The 15,560-nt window shown below is 52.5% G+C and carries 16 protein-coding genes; 13 read left to right on the top strand and 3 right to left on the bottom strand.

The features are described 5' to 3' along the window. Positions 1 to 94 precede the first annotated feature (94 nt). Genes FTO68_RS03280 through FTO68_RS03300 form a run of 5 tightly spaced genes read left to right on the top strand, consistent with a single transcriptional unit; the run spans position 95 to position 5,562 of the window. Positions 95 to 1,240, top strand: a complete 1,146-nt coding sequence (locus FTO68_RS03280; protein WP_255331945.1) for an LL-diaminopimelate aminotransferase — start codon at positions 95 to 97, stop codon at positions 1,238 to 1,240. Positions 1,241 to 1,245: 5 nt separating this feature from the next. Then, the gene (gene lysA / locus FTO68_RS03285) at positions 1,246 to 2,541 is read left to right on the top strand and encodes a diaminopimelate decarboxylase (RefSeq protein ID WP_255332044.1); all 1,296 of its coding nucleotides are present in this window, start codon (positions 1,246 to 1,248) and stop codon (positions 2,539 to 2,541) included. Further along, positions 2,504 to 3,847 carry an OB-fold nucleic acid binding domain-containing protein gene (locus FTO68_RS03290; RefSeq protein ID WP_255331946.1) on the top strand — a complete coding sequence of 448 codons (1,344 nt, stop codon included), beginning with the start codon at positions 2,504 to 2,506 and terminating at the stop codon, positions 3,845 to 3,847. Before lysA ends, FTO68_RS03290 begins: the two co-directional genes overlap by 38 nt. 54 nt (positions 3,848 to 3,901) lie before the next feature. Continuing rightward, a complete protein-coding gene (radA, locus tag FTO68_RS03295) occupies positions 3,902 to 4,876 on the top strand; it encodes a DNA repair and recombination protein RadA (RefSeq protein ID WP_255331947.1) in 975 nt (324 codons plus the stop codon). Further along, complete coding sequence (locus FTO68_RS03300) at positions 4,870 to 5,562, top strand: phosphoglycolate phosphatase (protein WP_255331948.1); 693 nt, start codon at positions 4,870 to 4,872, stop codon at positions 5,560 to 5,562. Before radA ends, FTO68_RS03300 begins: the two co-directional genes overlap by 7 nt. Positions 5,563 to 5,567: 5 nt before the next feature. On the opposite strand, the gene FTO68_RS03305 is transcribed toward FTO68_RS03300, so the two are convergent. Together FTO68_RS03305 and FTO68_RS03310 are read right to left on the bottom strand one after the other, a co-directional pair. Then, positions 5,568 to 5,816, bottom strand: coding sequence for a PRC-barrel domain-containing protein (locus tag FTO68_RS03305; RefSeq protein WP_255331949.1), 249 nt, complete (start codon positions 5,814 to 5,816; stop codon positions 5,568 to 5,570). Between the two features lie 57 nt (positions 5,817 to 5,873). Then, entirely contained in the window at positions 5,874 to 6,752 is an 879-nt protein-coding gene (locus FTO68_RS03310) for a CBS domain-containing protein (protein ID WP_255331950.1), read from the bottom strand. A 1-nt stretch (position 6,753) separates the two neighbouring features. On the opposite strand from FTO68_RS03310, the gene FTO68_RS03315 reads away from it, so the two are divergent. Continuing rightward, positions 6,754 to 7,779, top strand: coding sequence for an NOG1 family protein (locus FTO68_RS03315; protein ID WP_255331951.1), 1,026 nt, complete (start codon positions 6,754 to 6,756; stop codon positions 7,777 to 7,779). Here the strand turns inward: FTO68_RS03315 and FTO68_RS03320 are convergent. Next, the gene (locus tag FTO68_RS03320; RefSeq protein ID WP_255331952.1) at positions 7,715 to 8,617 is read right to left on the bottom strand and encodes a presenilin family intramembrane aspartyl protease PSH; all 903 of its coding nucleotides are present in this window, start codon (positions 8,615 to 8,617) and stop codon (positions 7,715 to 7,717) included. The two genes, FTO68_RS03315 and FTO68_RS03320, sit on opposite strands and share 65 nt — an antisense overlap. Positions 8,618 to 8,672: 55 nt before the next feature. Here FTO68_RS03320 and FTO68_RS03325 point away from each other — a divergent pair, with 55 nt between their 5' ends. The 7 genes from FTO68_RS03325 (at position 8,673) to FTO68_RS03355 (ending at position 15,555) form a co-directional block, all read left to right on the top strand. Further along, complete coding sequence (locus FTO68_RS03325; protein ID WP_255331953.1) at positions 8,673 to 8,987, top strand: hypothetical protein; 315 nt, start codon at positions 8,673 to 8,675, stop codon at positions 8,985 to 8,987. An 8-nt stretch (positions 8,988 to 8,995) separates the two neighbouring features. Continuing rightward, positions 8,996 to 10,009, top strand: a complete 1,014-nt coding sequence (gene fen / locus FTO68_RS03330) for a flap endonuclease-1 (RefSeq protein ID WP_255331954.1) — start codon at positions 8,996 to 8,998, stop codon at positions 10,007 to 10,009. 76 nt (positions 10,010 to 10,085) lie between these two features. Then, on the top strand, positions 10,086 to 11,045 hold the full coding sequence (locus FTO68_RS03335) for a phosphoribulokinase (protein WP_255331955.1): 960 nt from the start codon (positions 10,086 to 10,088) through the stop codon (positions 11,043 to 11,045). 44 nt (positions 11,046 to 11,089) lie between these two features. Then, positions 11,090 to 12,553 (top strand): TrkH family potassium uptake protein, encoded by a 1,464-nt coding sequence (locus tag FTO68_RS03340; RefSeq protein ID WP_255331956.1) that lies wholly within the window; start codon positions 11,090 to 11,092, stop codon positions 12,551 to 12,553. A gap of 66 nt (positions 12,554 to 12,619) precedes the next feature. Beyond that, entirely contained in the window at positions 12,620 to 13,435 is an 816-nt protein-coding gene (cfbC, locus tag FTO68_RS03345; protein ID WP_255331957.1) for a Ni-sirohydrochlorin a,c-diamide reductive cyclase ATP-dependent reductase subunit, read from the top strand. After that, entirely contained in the window at positions 13,401 to 14,444 is a 1,044-nt protein-coding gene (locus tag FTO68_RS03350) for a nitrogenase component 1 (protein ID WP_255331958.1), read from the top strand. Before cfbC ends, FTO68_RS03350 begins: the two co-directional genes overlap by 35 nt. Next, entirely contained in the window at positions 14,437 to 15,555 is a 1,119-nt protein-coding gene (locus tag FTO68_RS03355) for a nitrogenase component 1 (RefSeq protein WP_255331959.1), read from the top strand. The genes FTO68_RS03350 and FTO68_RS03355 overlap by 8 nt, the downstream gene beginning before the upstream one ends. The last annotated feature ends 5 nt before the right edge of the window (positions 15,556 to 15,560 follow it).

Genomic DNA, 15,560 nt, shown 5'->3' on the forward strand with positions numbered 1-15,560 from the left:
AGGTATCGTCATAGAATGGTATAACCATTTGTCAGGAATCAGTACCCTGATTCTCAGTGATTCTTAAGTACCGTAAGATTGAACAGTACTCACAATGTACGCAGACAGACTTGACAATCTACCCCCCTATCTCTTTGCCCGTATCGACGAAATGAAAGAAGCAAAGATCCGCTCAGGTGTCGATGTCATCGATCTCGGCGTCGGCGACCCGGATCTTCCGACACCTCCGCATATTGTCGAGACACTCTGCACTGCAGCACGTGATCCGGCAACCCATCACTACCCCTCATACCTGGGCCTCTCCACATACCGTGAAGCGGTTTCCACCTGGTATAAAAACCGGTTCGGCGTCACCGCAGATCCAAAATCCGAGATTATCACGCTGATTGGATCAAAAGAAGGAATCGCCCATGTGCCGGAGGCATTCGTCAACCCCGGCGATATCGTCCTCGCGACCGATCCCGGGTACCCTGTATACAAGACATCCACCCTCTTTGCAGAAGGGATCTGCCACCCCCTCCCCCTCACCGAAGAGAACAATTTCCTCCCGGATCTCAACGCCATTCCAAAAGATATCCTGAAGAAGACGAAACTCCTCTTCTTCGGGTACCCAAACAACCCGACTGCGGCAGTTGCTCCGATGAAGTTCTTTGACGAGGTTGTTGAATTTGCACGCGAGCATTCTATCGTGGCTGTCCATGACAACGCATACTCGGAGATCACCTTCGACGGCTATGTCGCTCCCTCATTCCTCCAGGCAGATGGAGCATCGGAGGTCGGGATCGAGATGCACTCACTCTCAAAGACCTATAACATGACCGGCTGGCGGCTCGGGATGGCGGTCGGGAACAGGGAGATCATTGCTGGCCTTGGCCGCGTCAAGACGAATATCGATTCGGGCGCATTTGATGCGGTCCAGCTTGCCGGTGTGACAGCGCTCACCGGCCCGCAGGACTGTGTCGCCGATGCATGCAAAATCTACCAGGAACGCCGTGACGTACTCGTCAAAGGCCTCCGAAGTCTGGGATATGATATCTCCGCTCCAAAAGCCACCTTCTATGTCTGGCTGAAAGTCGATGACTCAATGAAGTTCGCAGCCCGTCTCCTTGATGAAGCGGGTATTGTCGCCACTCCTGGCATCGGGTTTGGCGCAAACGGCGAAGGATATGTGAGGTTTGCGATCACCCGGTCTGTTGAGCGGATCACAGAAGCTGTTGCACGGATGGAGGCGATGCACTGATGCCTATGCAGCTCCCCTCCCACCTATCCATTCAGAACGGCCACCTGATGAGCGGCGCCCACGATCTCGTTGATCTTGCAGATCGGTTTGGAACCCCGCTCTATGTGACAAACGAGGACCAGATCCTGGATAACTTTGAGCGGTACGAATCGGCGTTATCGAGTTGTTATCCAAACGTCCGGCTCCTCTTTGCAGCAAAGGCAAACGGAAACCTTGCTGTCCTCCGGGCTCTCGGGCGGGCCGGTGCCGGTGCCGATGTCTTCTCCTCAGGCGAACTGATGCTCGCACTCCGTGCCGGAATGAAACCTGAGCGGCTCCTCTTCAATGGCAGCTCAAAGACAACAGACGATCTCAGGCTTGCAGTCGAAACGGGAGTCCGGGTCTCGGTCGACTCGATCGATGAATTAAACCAGCTCTCCAGAATCGCGACTGAACAGAAGAAGACAGTCCAGATCGCATTCCGGGTAAACCCCGCACTCGAGGTCCCGACCCATCCAAAGATTGCAACAGGCCTTGCCACCACAAAGTTCGGGATCCCGGCAGCAGAGATCCTCTCTGCATACCAGGCAGCACTTGATGCCCCCTACGTCGTTCCCGTCGGACTTCACTGCCATATCGGATCCCAGATCCTTGATGTCGAGCCATTTGCCCGTGCCGCCGCCGTCATGGCCAAGGTGGCAGGCGAGGTGACCGATATCGGTGTCAACCTCGAATTCCTCGATATCGGCGGAGGGCTAGGTGTACCATACCACCGGGAAACCGATGTCGCTCCGACACCGGAAGAGTATGCACAGGCCGTGATGCCCGTCTTCCTTGAGGGGATACGGGAGAATGGCATCTCTCCTGAGTTCTGGGTTGAACCCGGCCGCTGGCTCTTAGCAGAATCAACAGTGCTTCTCACAAAAGTGAACTCGGTGAAACGGGCATACAAGACATTTGCAAATGTCGATGCAGGTTTCAACCTCCTGATCAGGCCCGCCATGTACGATTCATGGCATGAAGTGATCATGGCAAACAAGGCAGATCAGACCGGAGTGGAAGAAGTGACGATCGCAGGGCCAATCTGTGAGACCGGTGATATTCTGGCAGCTGACCGCCTTCTGCCAACACCGGAGGCAGGCGATCTGGTTGCTGTCCTCGACTGCGGGGCATACGGGTATGCCATGTCCTCCCAGTACAATGGGAGACCCCGCTCGCCTGAGGTGATGGTGAAAGGGGATCGTGCCGAACTGATCAGGAGAGGAGAGACACTCGACGATCTCTGTGCCACGATGGCCATCCCGTCATGGCAGCAGGAATGAGCGTGCAGCTGTGAGGTTTCATTACGCACTTGTCGATGACATACTGAGCAGGGAGGAGTTCGACCGGAGGATCGATGAGAAGATTGCTTCTCACGGAGGTGCAATCGATGAGACGGCTGCTGCTCTTCTCCTCGTCGATGAACTCGGCAGAAGCCACCTGAAGATCCAGGCGATAACCTCCTCCCCTTCCCTGGTCTCATTCTTTGGAAAGGTGGTACAGATCACCGATCCAAAGGATTTCACCCGTGATGATGGATCAACCGGATATGTTTCCCGTATTGAGCTGGCAGACAGCACCGGCTCTATCTCTCTTGTTCTCTGGGATGAGATGGCAGCAGGTGTACAGGAACTTGAGATAGGGGTCGCCATCGAGGTGATCGGGAGGCCAAAGAAGGGGCAGCGGATCGAAGTGCATGCACTTGCAATCAGGGAGACTTCTGTTGAGATATCGATCTCCGAAGAGAGATCACGTTCATTCTCCTCAAATGCTGACATAGATGCCCGTATCCTTGCGCTCTCTTCTCCCCGCACCTTCTCGAGGAGGGATGGGAGTGAGGCAACCATCCAGGAAGCGATCATCGGGGATCCGACCGGGTGCGCCCGGTTCATCACATGGGATCCTTCTCTGCTTGATGGGATCCCAGAAGGCATATCAGTCAGGATAACAGGTGCCAAACGGCGTTCGTCTGACGAGGGTGTTGAATATATCGCACAGGAGGAGACACGGGTTATTCCCCTGGATGAGGAGATCGGTTTTTCTTTTACACCATCCAATGAGGTCCATGACAAGGGTGTCTATTCGGTCAGGGGTGAGATCATTACCCTGCATCCTCCCCGGCAGTTTACCACGCGGCGGGGTGAGCTCTCCTGGGTGAGAAATCTCTTCATCGAAGGGCCGCTCAGGATTGTTATCTGGGGCGATCGGGCATGCGATCCATTCCTCTCCGGTGAAACAATCGAGGTCTATAATGCTGGTGCCCGCCTGAACAGGTATGGGGATGTCGAACTCTCTGTTGGATTTGGGAGTGCCATCCGCGTGGTTCCGGGTGAGACAGAAGAGACAGAGATCGAAGGTGTCATATTCCTCTCTCCTGAAGGGATGTCTCTCTTTGATGGAAAGACCATCTTCATCATCGAACCACCGGATCTTCAGATCGCCACCCGCTACCGCGTCTTTGGCAGGGTATCCGGGAGACGTTTCATTGTTGATCAGGCAACACCCCTTGCAACTGATCCGGAGTCGCTTCTCGCACGGGCAGCGGCTCTCATCGATCCTTCACTTTCACCCTCCGGGGTCAGGCATTGATAACCTCTCCGCCTGAATATCAGAGTATATCTCAAATGAAGGATGTGAGAAGATATGTCAGAAATTGATCTTGAAGATGTCCCGGGTGTCGGCCCGGCAACCGCTGATCGCCTCCGTGAGGCCGGATACTGTACAGTAGAAAGTATTGCAACCGCTTCCCCTGTCGATCTCGCCGAGGCCGCCGAGATCGGCGAGGCGACTGCGAAGAAGATGATCAAAGGTGCGCGTGAGATCGCTGATATCGGCGGATTCAAGACCGGCACCGATGTCCTCCTCAGGAGAAAGGAGGTGCGGAAACTCAGGACCTTTGTACCCGAATTTGACGATCTCCTCGGTGGCGGTGTTGAGACCCAGGCAATAACCGAACTCTATGGTGAGTTTGGATCCGGAAAGAGCCAGATCGTCCACCAGCTGGCAGTCAACTGCCAGCTCCCGGAAGAGTGCGGGGGCCTTGGAGGCTCCTGCATCTTTATCGATACCGAGAATACCTTCCGGCCGGAGCGTATCGCCCAGATGGTGGAGGGGCTTGATGTTGACTGTGAAGTGGGGACAACCGAAGAGTTCCTCTCGCATATCCATGTGGCGCGGGCGCATACCTCGGATCACCAGATGCTTCTCATCGATACGGCACGTGATCTTGCAAACGAGCAGAAGGAGAGTGGCATGCCGATCCGCCTCTTCATCATCGACTCGCTCACCGGACATTTCCGTGCTGAATACGCAGGGCGCGGCACCCTTGCAACACGGCAGCAGAAACTGAACCGGCATATGCATGAGCTCTTCAAGCTCGTCGATGAGCACAATGCCGTCGCACTTGTGACGAACCAGGTAATGTCCAATCCTGGTGTCTTCTTCGGGGATCCGACCAAGCCTATCGGCGGCAATATTGTCGGGCACTCCGCAACATTCAGGCTGTACCTCAGGAAGAGCAAGGCAGGCAAACGGATAGCACGCCTTGTGGACAGCCCGAACCTCCCAGAAGGGGAAGCGACATTTATGGTCGAGAAGGCGGGTATCAAGCCGTGCTGAAGGCAGTCGTCTGCGATATCGATGGAACTTTAACCGATGATCGCCGGAGGATCAGCACTGGTGCAATCGAGACGATCCGCCTCTTCATCGACCGGGGGATACCTGTGGTGCTTGCATCAGGAAACACCCTCTGTTTTCTCGATGCACTGGCAAGGATGATCGGAACAGATGGAGCCATAATCGGGGAGAATGGCGGGGTTTTTCAGGTCGGCTATAATGAAGCTCCCCATATCACAGGTGATCGCTCATCATGCCTGCTGGCATATGATCGCCTTGTGTCACATTTTGAGGCACAGGAGATAGCCCTCCTCCCATATAGCATGGAACTGCGGCATGCGGATGTTGCTTTTGCACGAACCGTTCCGGTAGAGGAGGTCAGGTCAGTGGTATCGGATCTCCCCGTCAGGGTAATCGATACCGGATTTGCCATCCACCTCCAGACTCCCGGGATCTCAAAAGGCACAGCGCTCAGGGCACTTGCCCCAATGCTCTCGCTCTCACCCGGGGATTTCCTGGCTGCCGGGGATTCCGATAACGATCTCGAGATGCTTGAGGTTGCAGGTTTTGGAATAACGATGGCAAATGGCAGTGAAAACCTGAAAAAAATAGCTGATCTGGTGACAGATCAGATGTATGGTGATGGCTTCTCCGAGGGTCTGCTATCTGCCCTTGAGCGTTTTTTTTAAGATGCTCACCTGAGCATATACCGATCAACGACAATATAGTCTTTGATATCCTTGACGGCCTCGAATGGAATGAGCATGCATTCATCATCGAGCTTGTAGTTTGAGGTGTCAAATCCGGTGTCCGGTTTGACGATCAGGTTGATCACCTGGCCGCTTCCGACATCAATAATTATATTCTTTAACTGCCCGATCACCTTGCCGTCACTACTCATGATCTTCTTCCGCCGGAGCGTACGAGCAAACGCCTTTGTCATAGAAAGATGGTTGGCTGATAACTATATAAACTATTCCTATTTTCCTGAAATGGCGCATTATAGGGTGGGAAAAACCTCAATAATATCCGATTGTGTGAGGATGCCGACAGGCTTTCCACCTGAGACAACGATAACTCTGCCAATTTCACGCTCCTTAAACCGCCGAATCACCTCATAGAGACGCGTATGTTCACTGACCTCGATGACATCGTGGGTCATTATACTATTCACCGGTGTATCAAGAGGAATATTCGCATCAATTGCTCGTGCGATATCGGTCAGGGTGACGATCCCGAGGAGCTGTTCCTGTAAAATGACAGGTATACCTTTAATTTTGTTTTTAGAGCATATTCCTATCGCCTGTTGTATTGTTGCATCAGGCTGGATGCTGATTAAGGGTGAACTCATATAATGGCGGATATACTTCTTCGGGAGCGATGTCATCTCTGAGATCGAGATGAGAAGCGCACCCTGGATCTCGTCACGGCCAAAAACCTCCCCGCGAATCATCAGCTTGTTCACGGGTGTCGGACCGATTGTGATCTCCTCTCCGATAGTGAAATTACGGACGCTCCCGACAATTTTTATGAGTGAATGACAGAGATCAGGGTGGCAGAGGGTGGTGAAGTCGACCTCGGTCACCCGCACACCCGGAATCGGTTGCCCATTCCTTGATATCGTCACCTCGGCTGCATCATCGGTTGGTTTGATATTCAGTTCTTTGTATGCATGTGCAGTCGGATGATAGCCTCCCTTTGGCCCGGGAATTCCGTCCACAAGACCAAGCGCCTTTAGCGCCTGCATCTGGTTTCTGACGGTGCCGGGATTTCTCTTGATAATCTCTGCAATATCATCTCCTTTGATGGGATGAGAATGTTGATGATAGAGTGAGATTAATGTTATAAGAATATCTTTCTGGATGAGTGAGAGATCCATAATGATTAATCACACATATCCGGATAAATACCTTGGGGAAACAGAACTGATGTTTGATACAATACCTACAGTGCCAACCGCAGATGAGATACTTGATCGGAGTTTCCGCCGTGCAGCCAAGAAGATGCGGGATAAGAAAAATAAAGACCGTGCCAATGAGGAATTCGTCATGGCGGTCACCCAGGCCGTCCATGACAAGCTGGTCTCAATTATCCAGTCCTTCCCTGAATTCGATACCCTTCCTCCATTCTATCGGGATCTCGTTGATATTCTTTATGGGATTGAAGAGATGAGAAAAGCTTTTGGCGGGGTTGGGTGGGCCGCAAAACATACGCGTGATATAGGAAAAGATCTCGCACGATCGATGCGGCGCTCTCCCGAGAACCTTGCCATACGTAAACAGGCAGTTGCACGGATCGCTTCCATCGTCCACCAGATCGATAAGGATCTCAGGTTTTTAAATGATGCCCGGAACGTCCTGAGGAAACTTCCGGTGGTATCCTCTGATGAATTCACCATCGTTGTTGCAGGGTACCCGAATGTCGGAAAAAGTTCGTTCATCAGGCTCGTCTCAACGGCAACCCCGCAGGTTGCCTCATACCCGTTCACCACAAAAGGCGTCATCGTCGGCCATCATGAACTCTCGTGGCGGGAACGCGTCCAGTTCATCGATACGCCTGGAATCCTTGATGCCGGAAATAACAGGGAGCGGAACAAGATCGAGCGGCAGGCACTCAATGCACTCATCTATGTCGCCGATACAATCCTCTTCATCATTGACCCAAGTGAACATTGCGGGTACGATCTCACCACCCAGGAGCTACTGCTTGAGGAAATTAAGGGTTTTGCCCATGTTCCGGTTATTGTATGCGCAAACAAATCTGATCTGGCACCATATCCGGGTGTGTTGAATATGTCGACTGTTACCGGGGAAGGTGTTTTGGAGGTGCTTGCAGCCACACTCAGAGAACGAACACCCACGACCACTCCGAGACCAGCAGACACCCTGCCAGAAAACCCAGAATAACTCCCCCATTCAATGGGGGAAGTCCTGCCTGAGGCTTCCCTGAGAAGACCATCATCAGGAGGACGCCAAGGCCGATGAATGACCCGATTGCAGCCCCTATAGCTGGCACCGGGGACTGGATGAAGGTGTACGCTGAGACAACCAGTATCGCTGGCATGATTGCATCCCCCATCCCCATCAGGAACGTTCCACGTTCTTTTTTGATATCCCCACTTTCAGCAGATGGCGTGATCTTCTCGTATGTTCCGGCATATCCCCGCTCTTTTGGGATTATAAAGAGGATCGGCATCTTCTGATCCATCACTCCTTCGGCGAGCGTGATCATATGTTTTGTCCGGTATACCGAGATCGCATCATAGGCCGCGAGCAGGATCAGAAGTATAATCACCGGCATAACGGCTAGCGACGCGCCGAAGATGGCAGCAACACCTGATGCTAGGATGATTCCAAGAGCATCTATCACGTACCATCTCGGGTACCGGTATAAAAGGGCGATGGCAATTATTGCTGCTGCAAATGCTGCTGTGGCTGCAAAAGTCGCCGATCCGATAAACTGGTTGGAGAGTGCCAGGAAGACATAGAAGTAGGTGAGCAGGATTGCTCCCCCGATGATGAGGCTGATGATCTGCTGTTTTGCAAACCTGATGAGCAGAAGGAGGACTGCGGTGAATGTCAGGAGGATTGCGAGAAATATGATCGGATTTGTCAATGAGTCCGGATCTTCGAATGCGGTCAGCCCGGCATCTTCAACCGGTGCTGCGAGGAGTACCCCTCCGATGATAACAGCAAGGAGGATGATCGGCATGCCAATGATGGCGGGGAGGTTTCGTCGTTCCATTGTATCCTGCTCCGGATAGGTAGCTTAATCATTATGGTTCTTCTTATGGTAAAACATGGATCTTCGTGATTATGTCTGGGATCTGATCCTGATCGTTGTGCTGGTGGTATCCACACTTGTCCTTGTCCTCAGGCTCTGGCAGGATCTCACGATCGTCATTGGAGCAACCCTGATGATGCTCTCGCTGGGCGGTCTCTTCCTTTCACTGGGGATGAAGATACGGAGCCTTGAGGAGAACATCATTGCCCGTGAGAGGACGATGCGTGTCAACCTTGAAGAGATATCAGCCAGCATGAACCGCAAATATGACAGGACCGTAGATCAGCTCGGCGAGATTGTTGACAGCCTGACACGGCGAATGTACAGGTAGGGGATATATTGGGAGTTTCCATACGTCCCCTGCTGGAAGGGTGCCGCCACCCGGTCAGCTTCGGTGATATTCCCGGGGTCGCAGCGATCGATGCAAATAATGCCCTGTACCAGTTCCTTTCGATCATAAGGCAGGCAGATGGAACACCCCTGCAGGATACGCGGGGACGGGTGACATCGCACCTCTCAGGCCTTCTCTTCCGGACAGCTCATTTTCTTGAGAACGGGATTATGCCCTTTTATATCTTTGATGGTCCCCCGCCTGAGTTTAAGGCGAAAACCATCGCCGGAAGACGCGGGATTCGTGAGGCTGGTGAAGTTGAATGGGTAAAAGCTCTGGAACGAGGGGATACCGATGCAGCTTACCGCGCGGCAATGCAGTCCACACGGGTTGATTCCGCTATACTTGGAAGTGGCAAAAGGCTTCTCGATGCACTTGGCATACCCTGGATGGAAGCCCCCTCGGAAGGTGAAGCGCAGTCTGCCAGCTTTGTCAATAATGGAATTGCCACATATTCAGTATCCCAGGATTATGACTCACTTCTCTTTGGCGCTACTGTCCTCGTCAGGAACCTGACCGTTTCAGGAAAGCGACGGATTGGGGGAAGGCAGGTTACGATATCTCCTGAGCGGATTTATCTCTCAGAATTCCTTGAAACGCTTGGAATTACCCGTGAGCAGCTCATCCAGATAGGTATTCTCATCGGGACAGACTTTAATGAAGGGATCCATGGAATCGGGCCGAAGAAGGCATTGAAGATCGTCCGCGAGGGCCGGTTTTCTGATGTGATGGCAGAAAAAGCACCTGATACCGATCCAGAACCGATCATGGAGTTTTTCCTCTTCCCGCCGGTAGCCGAAGCATACCAGCCGGAATGGAAGCCGCCTGATCCCGATCAGATCATCGGGATCCTCTGTGATGAGTATGGGTTCTCAACCGAGCGGATTCACCCGGTGCTTGAACGTATAGCAGGGCCACAGAAAGGTCAGTCCGGGCAGATGCGGCTTGATGCCTGGAATTAGTAGTATAGATAAGATCCAGAGGGAATCGCCTTTCCCTCCTCCCCAAAGTATAAGTCCACAGGGTTGATTATCAACTATGCGTTCCAGTGTATTCCATGAGGCGCTCCATGATCAGGTTAATCCCTTCATCATCGGGGTGGCCGGGGACAGCGGATCGGGGAAGACGACGTTTACACGGATCGTCAGCATCGTTCTTGGACCGTCCCGTGTATCGACGATAACCCTCGATGATTATCACCGGTACGATCGGGATGAGAGGGCCGCATTGTCCATTACCCCCCTACATCCCGATGCAAACCGCTTTGACCGTCTTGAGTCGGATATCGCCGCCTTAAAACGTGGAGAGGAAATCCAGAAACCGGTGTACAATCATACAAATGGCACTTTTGATCCGGATATCCCCTTCCGGCCAAAAAACATTATTATCCTCGAAGGGCTTCATCCCCTCTTCACAGAAGAGCTACGGGAGATGATCGATCTCGCACTCTTTGTCGATCCCCACCCCGATGTCAAGTATGCATGGAAGATCCGGCGTGATGTGGGGGAGCGTGGCCATACCCGTGAGGCTGTTTTAGCTGAGATTCGCACCAGAGAACCCGATTATGAAAAGTATGTGGCTTTCCAGAGGCAATATGCAGATTATGTCATCAGGATTGAAGAAAGCCTGGCAGCGCCGGGCCGTGATCCCCCCGTCTATTCAGTCTCCCTCCTTCAGGCTGATCCATCTTCCTGCCTCCTCACAAATGTACCATTTACCCTTGATCTCTCACGGATTCTCCCGCTCGTCGATGGTCCTTATAGCATCTCCGGCTGTAGTACTGAACTGGATGGCAGGAGCCTTGTCTCAATGAGACTGGATGGATATCTCCCCTATGGGTTTGCACGTTCCCTTGAGGATAGTATCGAGGCACAGACTGAGATATGTGCATTGCCTTTCTTCCCGGGAAAACTGGTCTCTCCAACAGATGTGATCGCATTATTGATTGCATGGCAGATTATCTGCCGACAGTGTTCTCTCACAGAATCTCCCGTTTGAGCAGTGTATCTTTTTAATAGTGCAAAGGTAATCTCTGATGAAGTATGGATCGGACTGAGCATTTCACGATCATTGCCCGTGACATCGGGGCTATTCTCCAGTTTTTAGCCTTTGCCTCATCTATTCCGTTGATTGTTGCAATCATCTATTCGGAATGGCATGTCTTCTTACCTATGGCCCTTGTCCCCCTTGTCTTCTTCATATTGGGAAGTTTTTTGCGGACGATCCCTCATTCAAATAAACAGGCACGGCTCTCGGTTGCCCTCAGCGCTGTTGCGATGATCTGGCTCATCTCTTCTCTGATCGGTGCAATTCCATTCTATATTGTCTGTGGAATGCCATATGTCGACTGTGTCTTTGAAGCTATGTCAGGATGGACAACCACCGGCCTGACTATGGCTTGCGGGCTTGATGACTTCCCAAAAACGATCCTCTTCTGGCGATCCTTCATGCAGTGGCTTGGAGGTATGGGTATCGTTGCTTTTACAGTTGCGATGGTGAACAGATCAGGGCTTGTCCAGAAGGAGCTGTACCGTTCGGAGGCGCGTTCTGAGGCTCTTATGCCGAGTGTAGTCGATACGGCAATCCAGATGTGGAAGATTTATGGCATCCTGACACTCGCTGGCATCGGGCTTGTGATGCTCTCCGGCGTGGAGGTATGGGATGCGGTGAACCTTACACTTGTTGCGATAGCAACCGGCGGCTTTACCATGTACGATGGCGGAATCGCCCACTATAACAATCCTTTCATGGAGCTTGCCCTCATCCCTATCATGATTGTGGGAGCACTTCCCTTCAAGCTCTACTTCATGATCTATGCAAAACGGGTCGTTGCTTTCTTACGGGATCTCCAGCCATTCCTGCTCATCTCGATCATCGCCGCCGGGATACTGATTGTCACCTATGATCTCACGAGGATCGGGACATTCCTGATCTCCGACTCCCTCCGCCAGGCTCTCTTCATGACTGTATCGGCGGCAACAAGCACTGGTTTCCAGAATACCGATCCCTCTCTCTGGCCGCATGCGACGATCCTCTTCCTTGCAGCCCTGATGGTTGTCGGCGGATCAACAGGGAGCACTGCCGGAGGTATCAAGCTGGGTCGTGCCATCATCTGTTACGAAGGGCTTGTCTGGTGGTTTCGGCGTATCTTCATATCGGGTCGTGCAGTCATCCCGTTCCGTCATGAAGGGCGGAGTATCCCGAAGATGATCGCAGAGTACGAAGTCTCAAAGAATATGCTCGTCATCGTCCTCTACCTCGTCATCATCTTCGCAAGCACCATCCTGATCCTCCAGTTTGAAGGGCCCGGGTATGATTCAAGCCATGTGATCTTTGACGTGATTACTGCAATCTGCAACAATGGCATCTCGACAGGGCATATTTCCTCAGATATTTCAGATGGAGGAAAGATCTTATTTATTCTTCTGATGTGGCTTGGAAGGCTTGAGGTAATCCCGGTCATTGTGCTTGTGGTGGGTCTTGTGAAAGGGTTTGATCGTGCCTGATCTTTTTTTTCAATCATGGTGAAGTTATCACAACTTCTATAGTTCACAAACTCCAATATCAGAGTGATGAGACAGATTGCCCTCTATGGAAAGGGTGGTATCGGAAAATCAACGACATCGGCAAACCTGTCTGCGGCATGGGCGGATAAGGGGCTGGATGTACTCCAGATAGGCTGCGATCCAAAACATGACAGCACCAGGATGCTGATGCATGGACGGGTGATCCCGACCGTTCTTGACCTGCTCAGGGAGCAGAAGCATGATCTCATAGTCTCGGATGTCATCTACACCGGATACTCCGGTGTCAGGTGTGTCGAAGCGGGGGGGCCTGAACCCGGGATCGGATGTGCGGGACGGGGCATCATCGCAACCTTCCAGCTCCTTGAGAAGCTCGGTGCGCTGCGAGGGGATCTGATCGTCTATGATGTACTAGGCGATGTCGTCTGTGGCGGGTTTGCGATGCCGATGAGGGAAGGATATGCAAAAGAGGTGTACCTTGTCACCTCAGGAGAACTGATGAGCCTGTATGCTGCAAACAATATTGCAAAGGCAATCTCCCGTCTCAGCGCAAATAAGCGGAGTCAGGTCAGGCTTGCCGGTGTGATCGGCAATGGAAAGAATATCGAATGTGAAGAGGAGCTCGTATCTGAGTTTGCAGATGCAATAGGATCACAGATGGTCGCATTTATTCCACGATCGAAGACTGTCACGCAGGCTGAACTGAATAAGAAGACCGTCATCGATTATGCTCCCGCTTCATCACAGGCAGAGGTTTACCGGTCCTGTGCAGATACCATTCTTCTGAACACGGAGTTTTCAATTCCGACACCACTCTCCATTGATGATCTTGAGTCGCTCGCCTATAGATACCTTAAGGAATGAAGGGTGCACCTTAACCGGCGTCCTCTCGGTCACCGGTTTCATGGAGGATGCAGTTACGGTGATCCATGGCCCCTCCGGATGCACCCATCACAATGCCTCGCTTCTGCATGCCTCACTTGCTGAGATAGATGAGGTGCATATCCCATGCCTCCTCTCCAGCAATATCCTTGAGGAGGAGGTTATCTTTGGTGGTGAAGATGCGCTTCTCCATACGCTGGATGCCGCAGAGGCACGATCGCCCTCTCTCATCTGTGTTGTATCCACCTGTATCGCTGATACAATCGGCGATGATTGTGCCGCTCTTTGCAGACAGAAGAGAAGTATGCCGGTTATTCATATTCCGGGTGCAGGTTTTCTCGGTGGCGGGTTTTCAGAGGGGATCAGAAACGCTCTTACATCCCTTCTTACCCTTGCAGATTCAGATAGCAGCACGCACGATGATAGTGTGCTGATTGTCGGGGAGAAAAATCTTGAATACGAGGCAGAAGAGAATTTCAGCGAGATCTGCCGGCTCCTCTCCCTCCTCGATCTGGCTCCCGGCATCAGGTTTGTCAGGAGGGCTCCTGTCTCAGATTGCCAAAAGATCGGCTCTGCACCGGTGGCAATCATGAGGGAGCCATCCCTTCTGCCGGTCGGATCGATCCTGAGTAGCCGTTTCAACACCCATGTCATCCCCGGTTTTCCCGTTGGAACAAAAGGTACCTCTGGTTTCCTTCAGAAGCTTGGGGAGTATACCGGAATCGATCCCCGGTCTGCAATCCATGATGAAGAGGGGCTGATTGCCGATCTCTATTGCAGCTTTGATGATCTCCGGTGTGAATCCATCCGGCTGAATAGAGCGGGTGCGGATCCCGCCACAATCATGGCAGCAGAATCAGCCATCAATTCGCTTGGAATGAAGATCAGATCAGAGGGCTATCCTCTCCCATTGCCCTATGATCCGCCCATAGGAATTTCCGGAACCAGGCGAATGCTGAATGCGTGGAGGAGGTGCCTTTCCCATGCCTGAATGTATAAACCCCGTCTGGCCATGTGCCCTTACAGGAGCCGCCTCCTTTCTGGCGGGCTTCAGTGGCCTCTCTGTTGTAATCCACGGATCAAGCGGCTGTTATTACTATCCAAAATCGCTCATCAAGGCACCGCTCCACGGATCATTCATCCTGCAGGAGGAGGTGATCTTCGGGGCCGGCACCCGGCTCAGATCGGTCGTCTCGGAGATTATGGAGAGGGGTGCTGACCGGGTGGCGGTTGTCAATTCCTGTGTCCCTGCACTGATGGGGGAGGATCTTGCCTCGGAACTGGATGGACTTCCGGTTCTCATCATTGATTCCCCGGGTTTTCTCGGAGATGCCGAAGCAGGGTACCGGATCGCAGCTGACTCCCTTCTCAAGGAGGCAGAGATCACTATTGATGGGGTGAATGTCGGTGGCATCTGCCTCCTTGATCCCTTCTGGCGTGGGAATATGCATGAATCAGAACGAATTCTCGCGATGGCCAAAATCCCGGTTGGAGCAGTGCTCTCTTATGATCAGCTGGAATCGCTCTCGCATGCAGCAACGGTGACGGTTTCGGCAAATCCCGATTATGCAGCTCCACTCGGGAAATCAGGCGGGTCACTCCTTGGCCTTTCCTCCCTGAAGCAAACCCTGATGTATGCAGCCGATTCGATCCCTGGTGCCGATCCGTCTCCGGTTCTAAAGGAGTGCGATAAGACTGAAGAGATGGTAGTTGCCGCCTGTGAGAAGTACCTCCGGAGAAATGATCCACCTGTCGCAGCCATCTGTGCACAGTCAGGATATGCTGCGTTCTTTGCCGAACTCCTGGTGCGCTATCTCGGAGCAGAGCGACCACTCATCCTTCCGAGGAATACAACAGATACACCAGCTGTCACCGATTACGATCAGATCAGATCAGCCCTCAACTCAGACTCATATGATCTGCTGCTTGGGTCCTCATATGAAGCACGTATCCTCCCTGATGCAGCATTTGCCGGTATTGCCCCTCCAAACCGTGGGCGTGTTACACTCGGCAGCCGACCGCTTGCAGGAATTGAAGGCACCCTCCATGCGGTTGAGCTGATCCTGAATGCAATGATGGATCAGAGGAAGAAAGGCAGATGATCTGC

The organism is Methanocalculus taiwanensis, assembly GCF_024372745.1.
GTDB lineage: Archaea > Halobacteriota > Methanomicrobia > Methanomicrobiales > Methanocorpusculaceae > Methanocalculus > Methanocalculus taiwanensis.

Bases quoted from the DNA above. Each gene is read 5' to 3' on its own strand.
- FTO68_RS03280 (WP_255331945.1), top strand. From the start codon at position 95: ATGTACGCAGACAGACTTGACAATCTACCCCCCTATCTCTTTGCCCGT.
- lysA (WP_255332044.1), top strand. From the start codon at position 1,246: ATGCAGCTCCCCTCCCACCTATCCATTCAGAACGGCCACCTGATGAGC.
- radA (WP_255331947.1), top strand. From the start codon at position 3,902: ATGTCAGAAATTGATCTTGAAGATGTCCCGGGTGTCGGCCCGGCAACC.
- FTO68_RS03305 (WP_255331949.1), bottom strand. From the start codon at position 5,816: ATGACAAAGGCGTTTGCTCGTACGCTCCGGCGGAAGAAGATCATGAGT.
- FTO68_RS03310 (WP_255331950.1), bottom strand. From the start codon at position 6,752: ATGGATCTCTCACTCATCCAGAAAGATATTCTTATAACATTAATCTCA.
- FTO68_RS03315 (WP_255331951.1), top strand. From the start codon at position 6,754: ATGATTAATCACACATATCCGGATAAATACCTTGGGGAAACAGAACTG.
- FTO68_RS03320 (WP_255331952.1), bottom strand. From the start codon at position 8,617: ATGGAACGACGAAACCTCCCCGCCATCATTGGCATGCCGATCATCCTC.
- FTO68_RS03325 (WP_255331953.1), top strand. From the start codon at position 8,673: ATGGATCTTCGTGATTATGTCTGGGATCTGATCCTGATCGTTGTGCTG.
- FTO68_RS03335 (WP_255331955.1), top strand. From the start codon at position 10,086: ATGCGTTCCAGTGTATTCCATGAGGCGCTCCATGATCAGGTTAATCCC.
- FTO68_RS03340 (WP_255331956.1), top strand. From the start codon at position 11,090: ATGGATCGGACTGAGCATTTCACGATCATTGCCCGTGACATCGGGGCT.
- cfbC (WP_255331957.1), top strand. From the start codon at position 12,620: ATGAGACAGATTGCCCTCTATGGAAAGGGTGGTATCGGAAAATCAACG.
- FTO68_RS03355 (WP_255331959.1), top strand. From the start codon at position 14,437: ATGCCTGAATGTATAAACCCCGTCTGGCCATGTGCCCTTACAGGAGCC.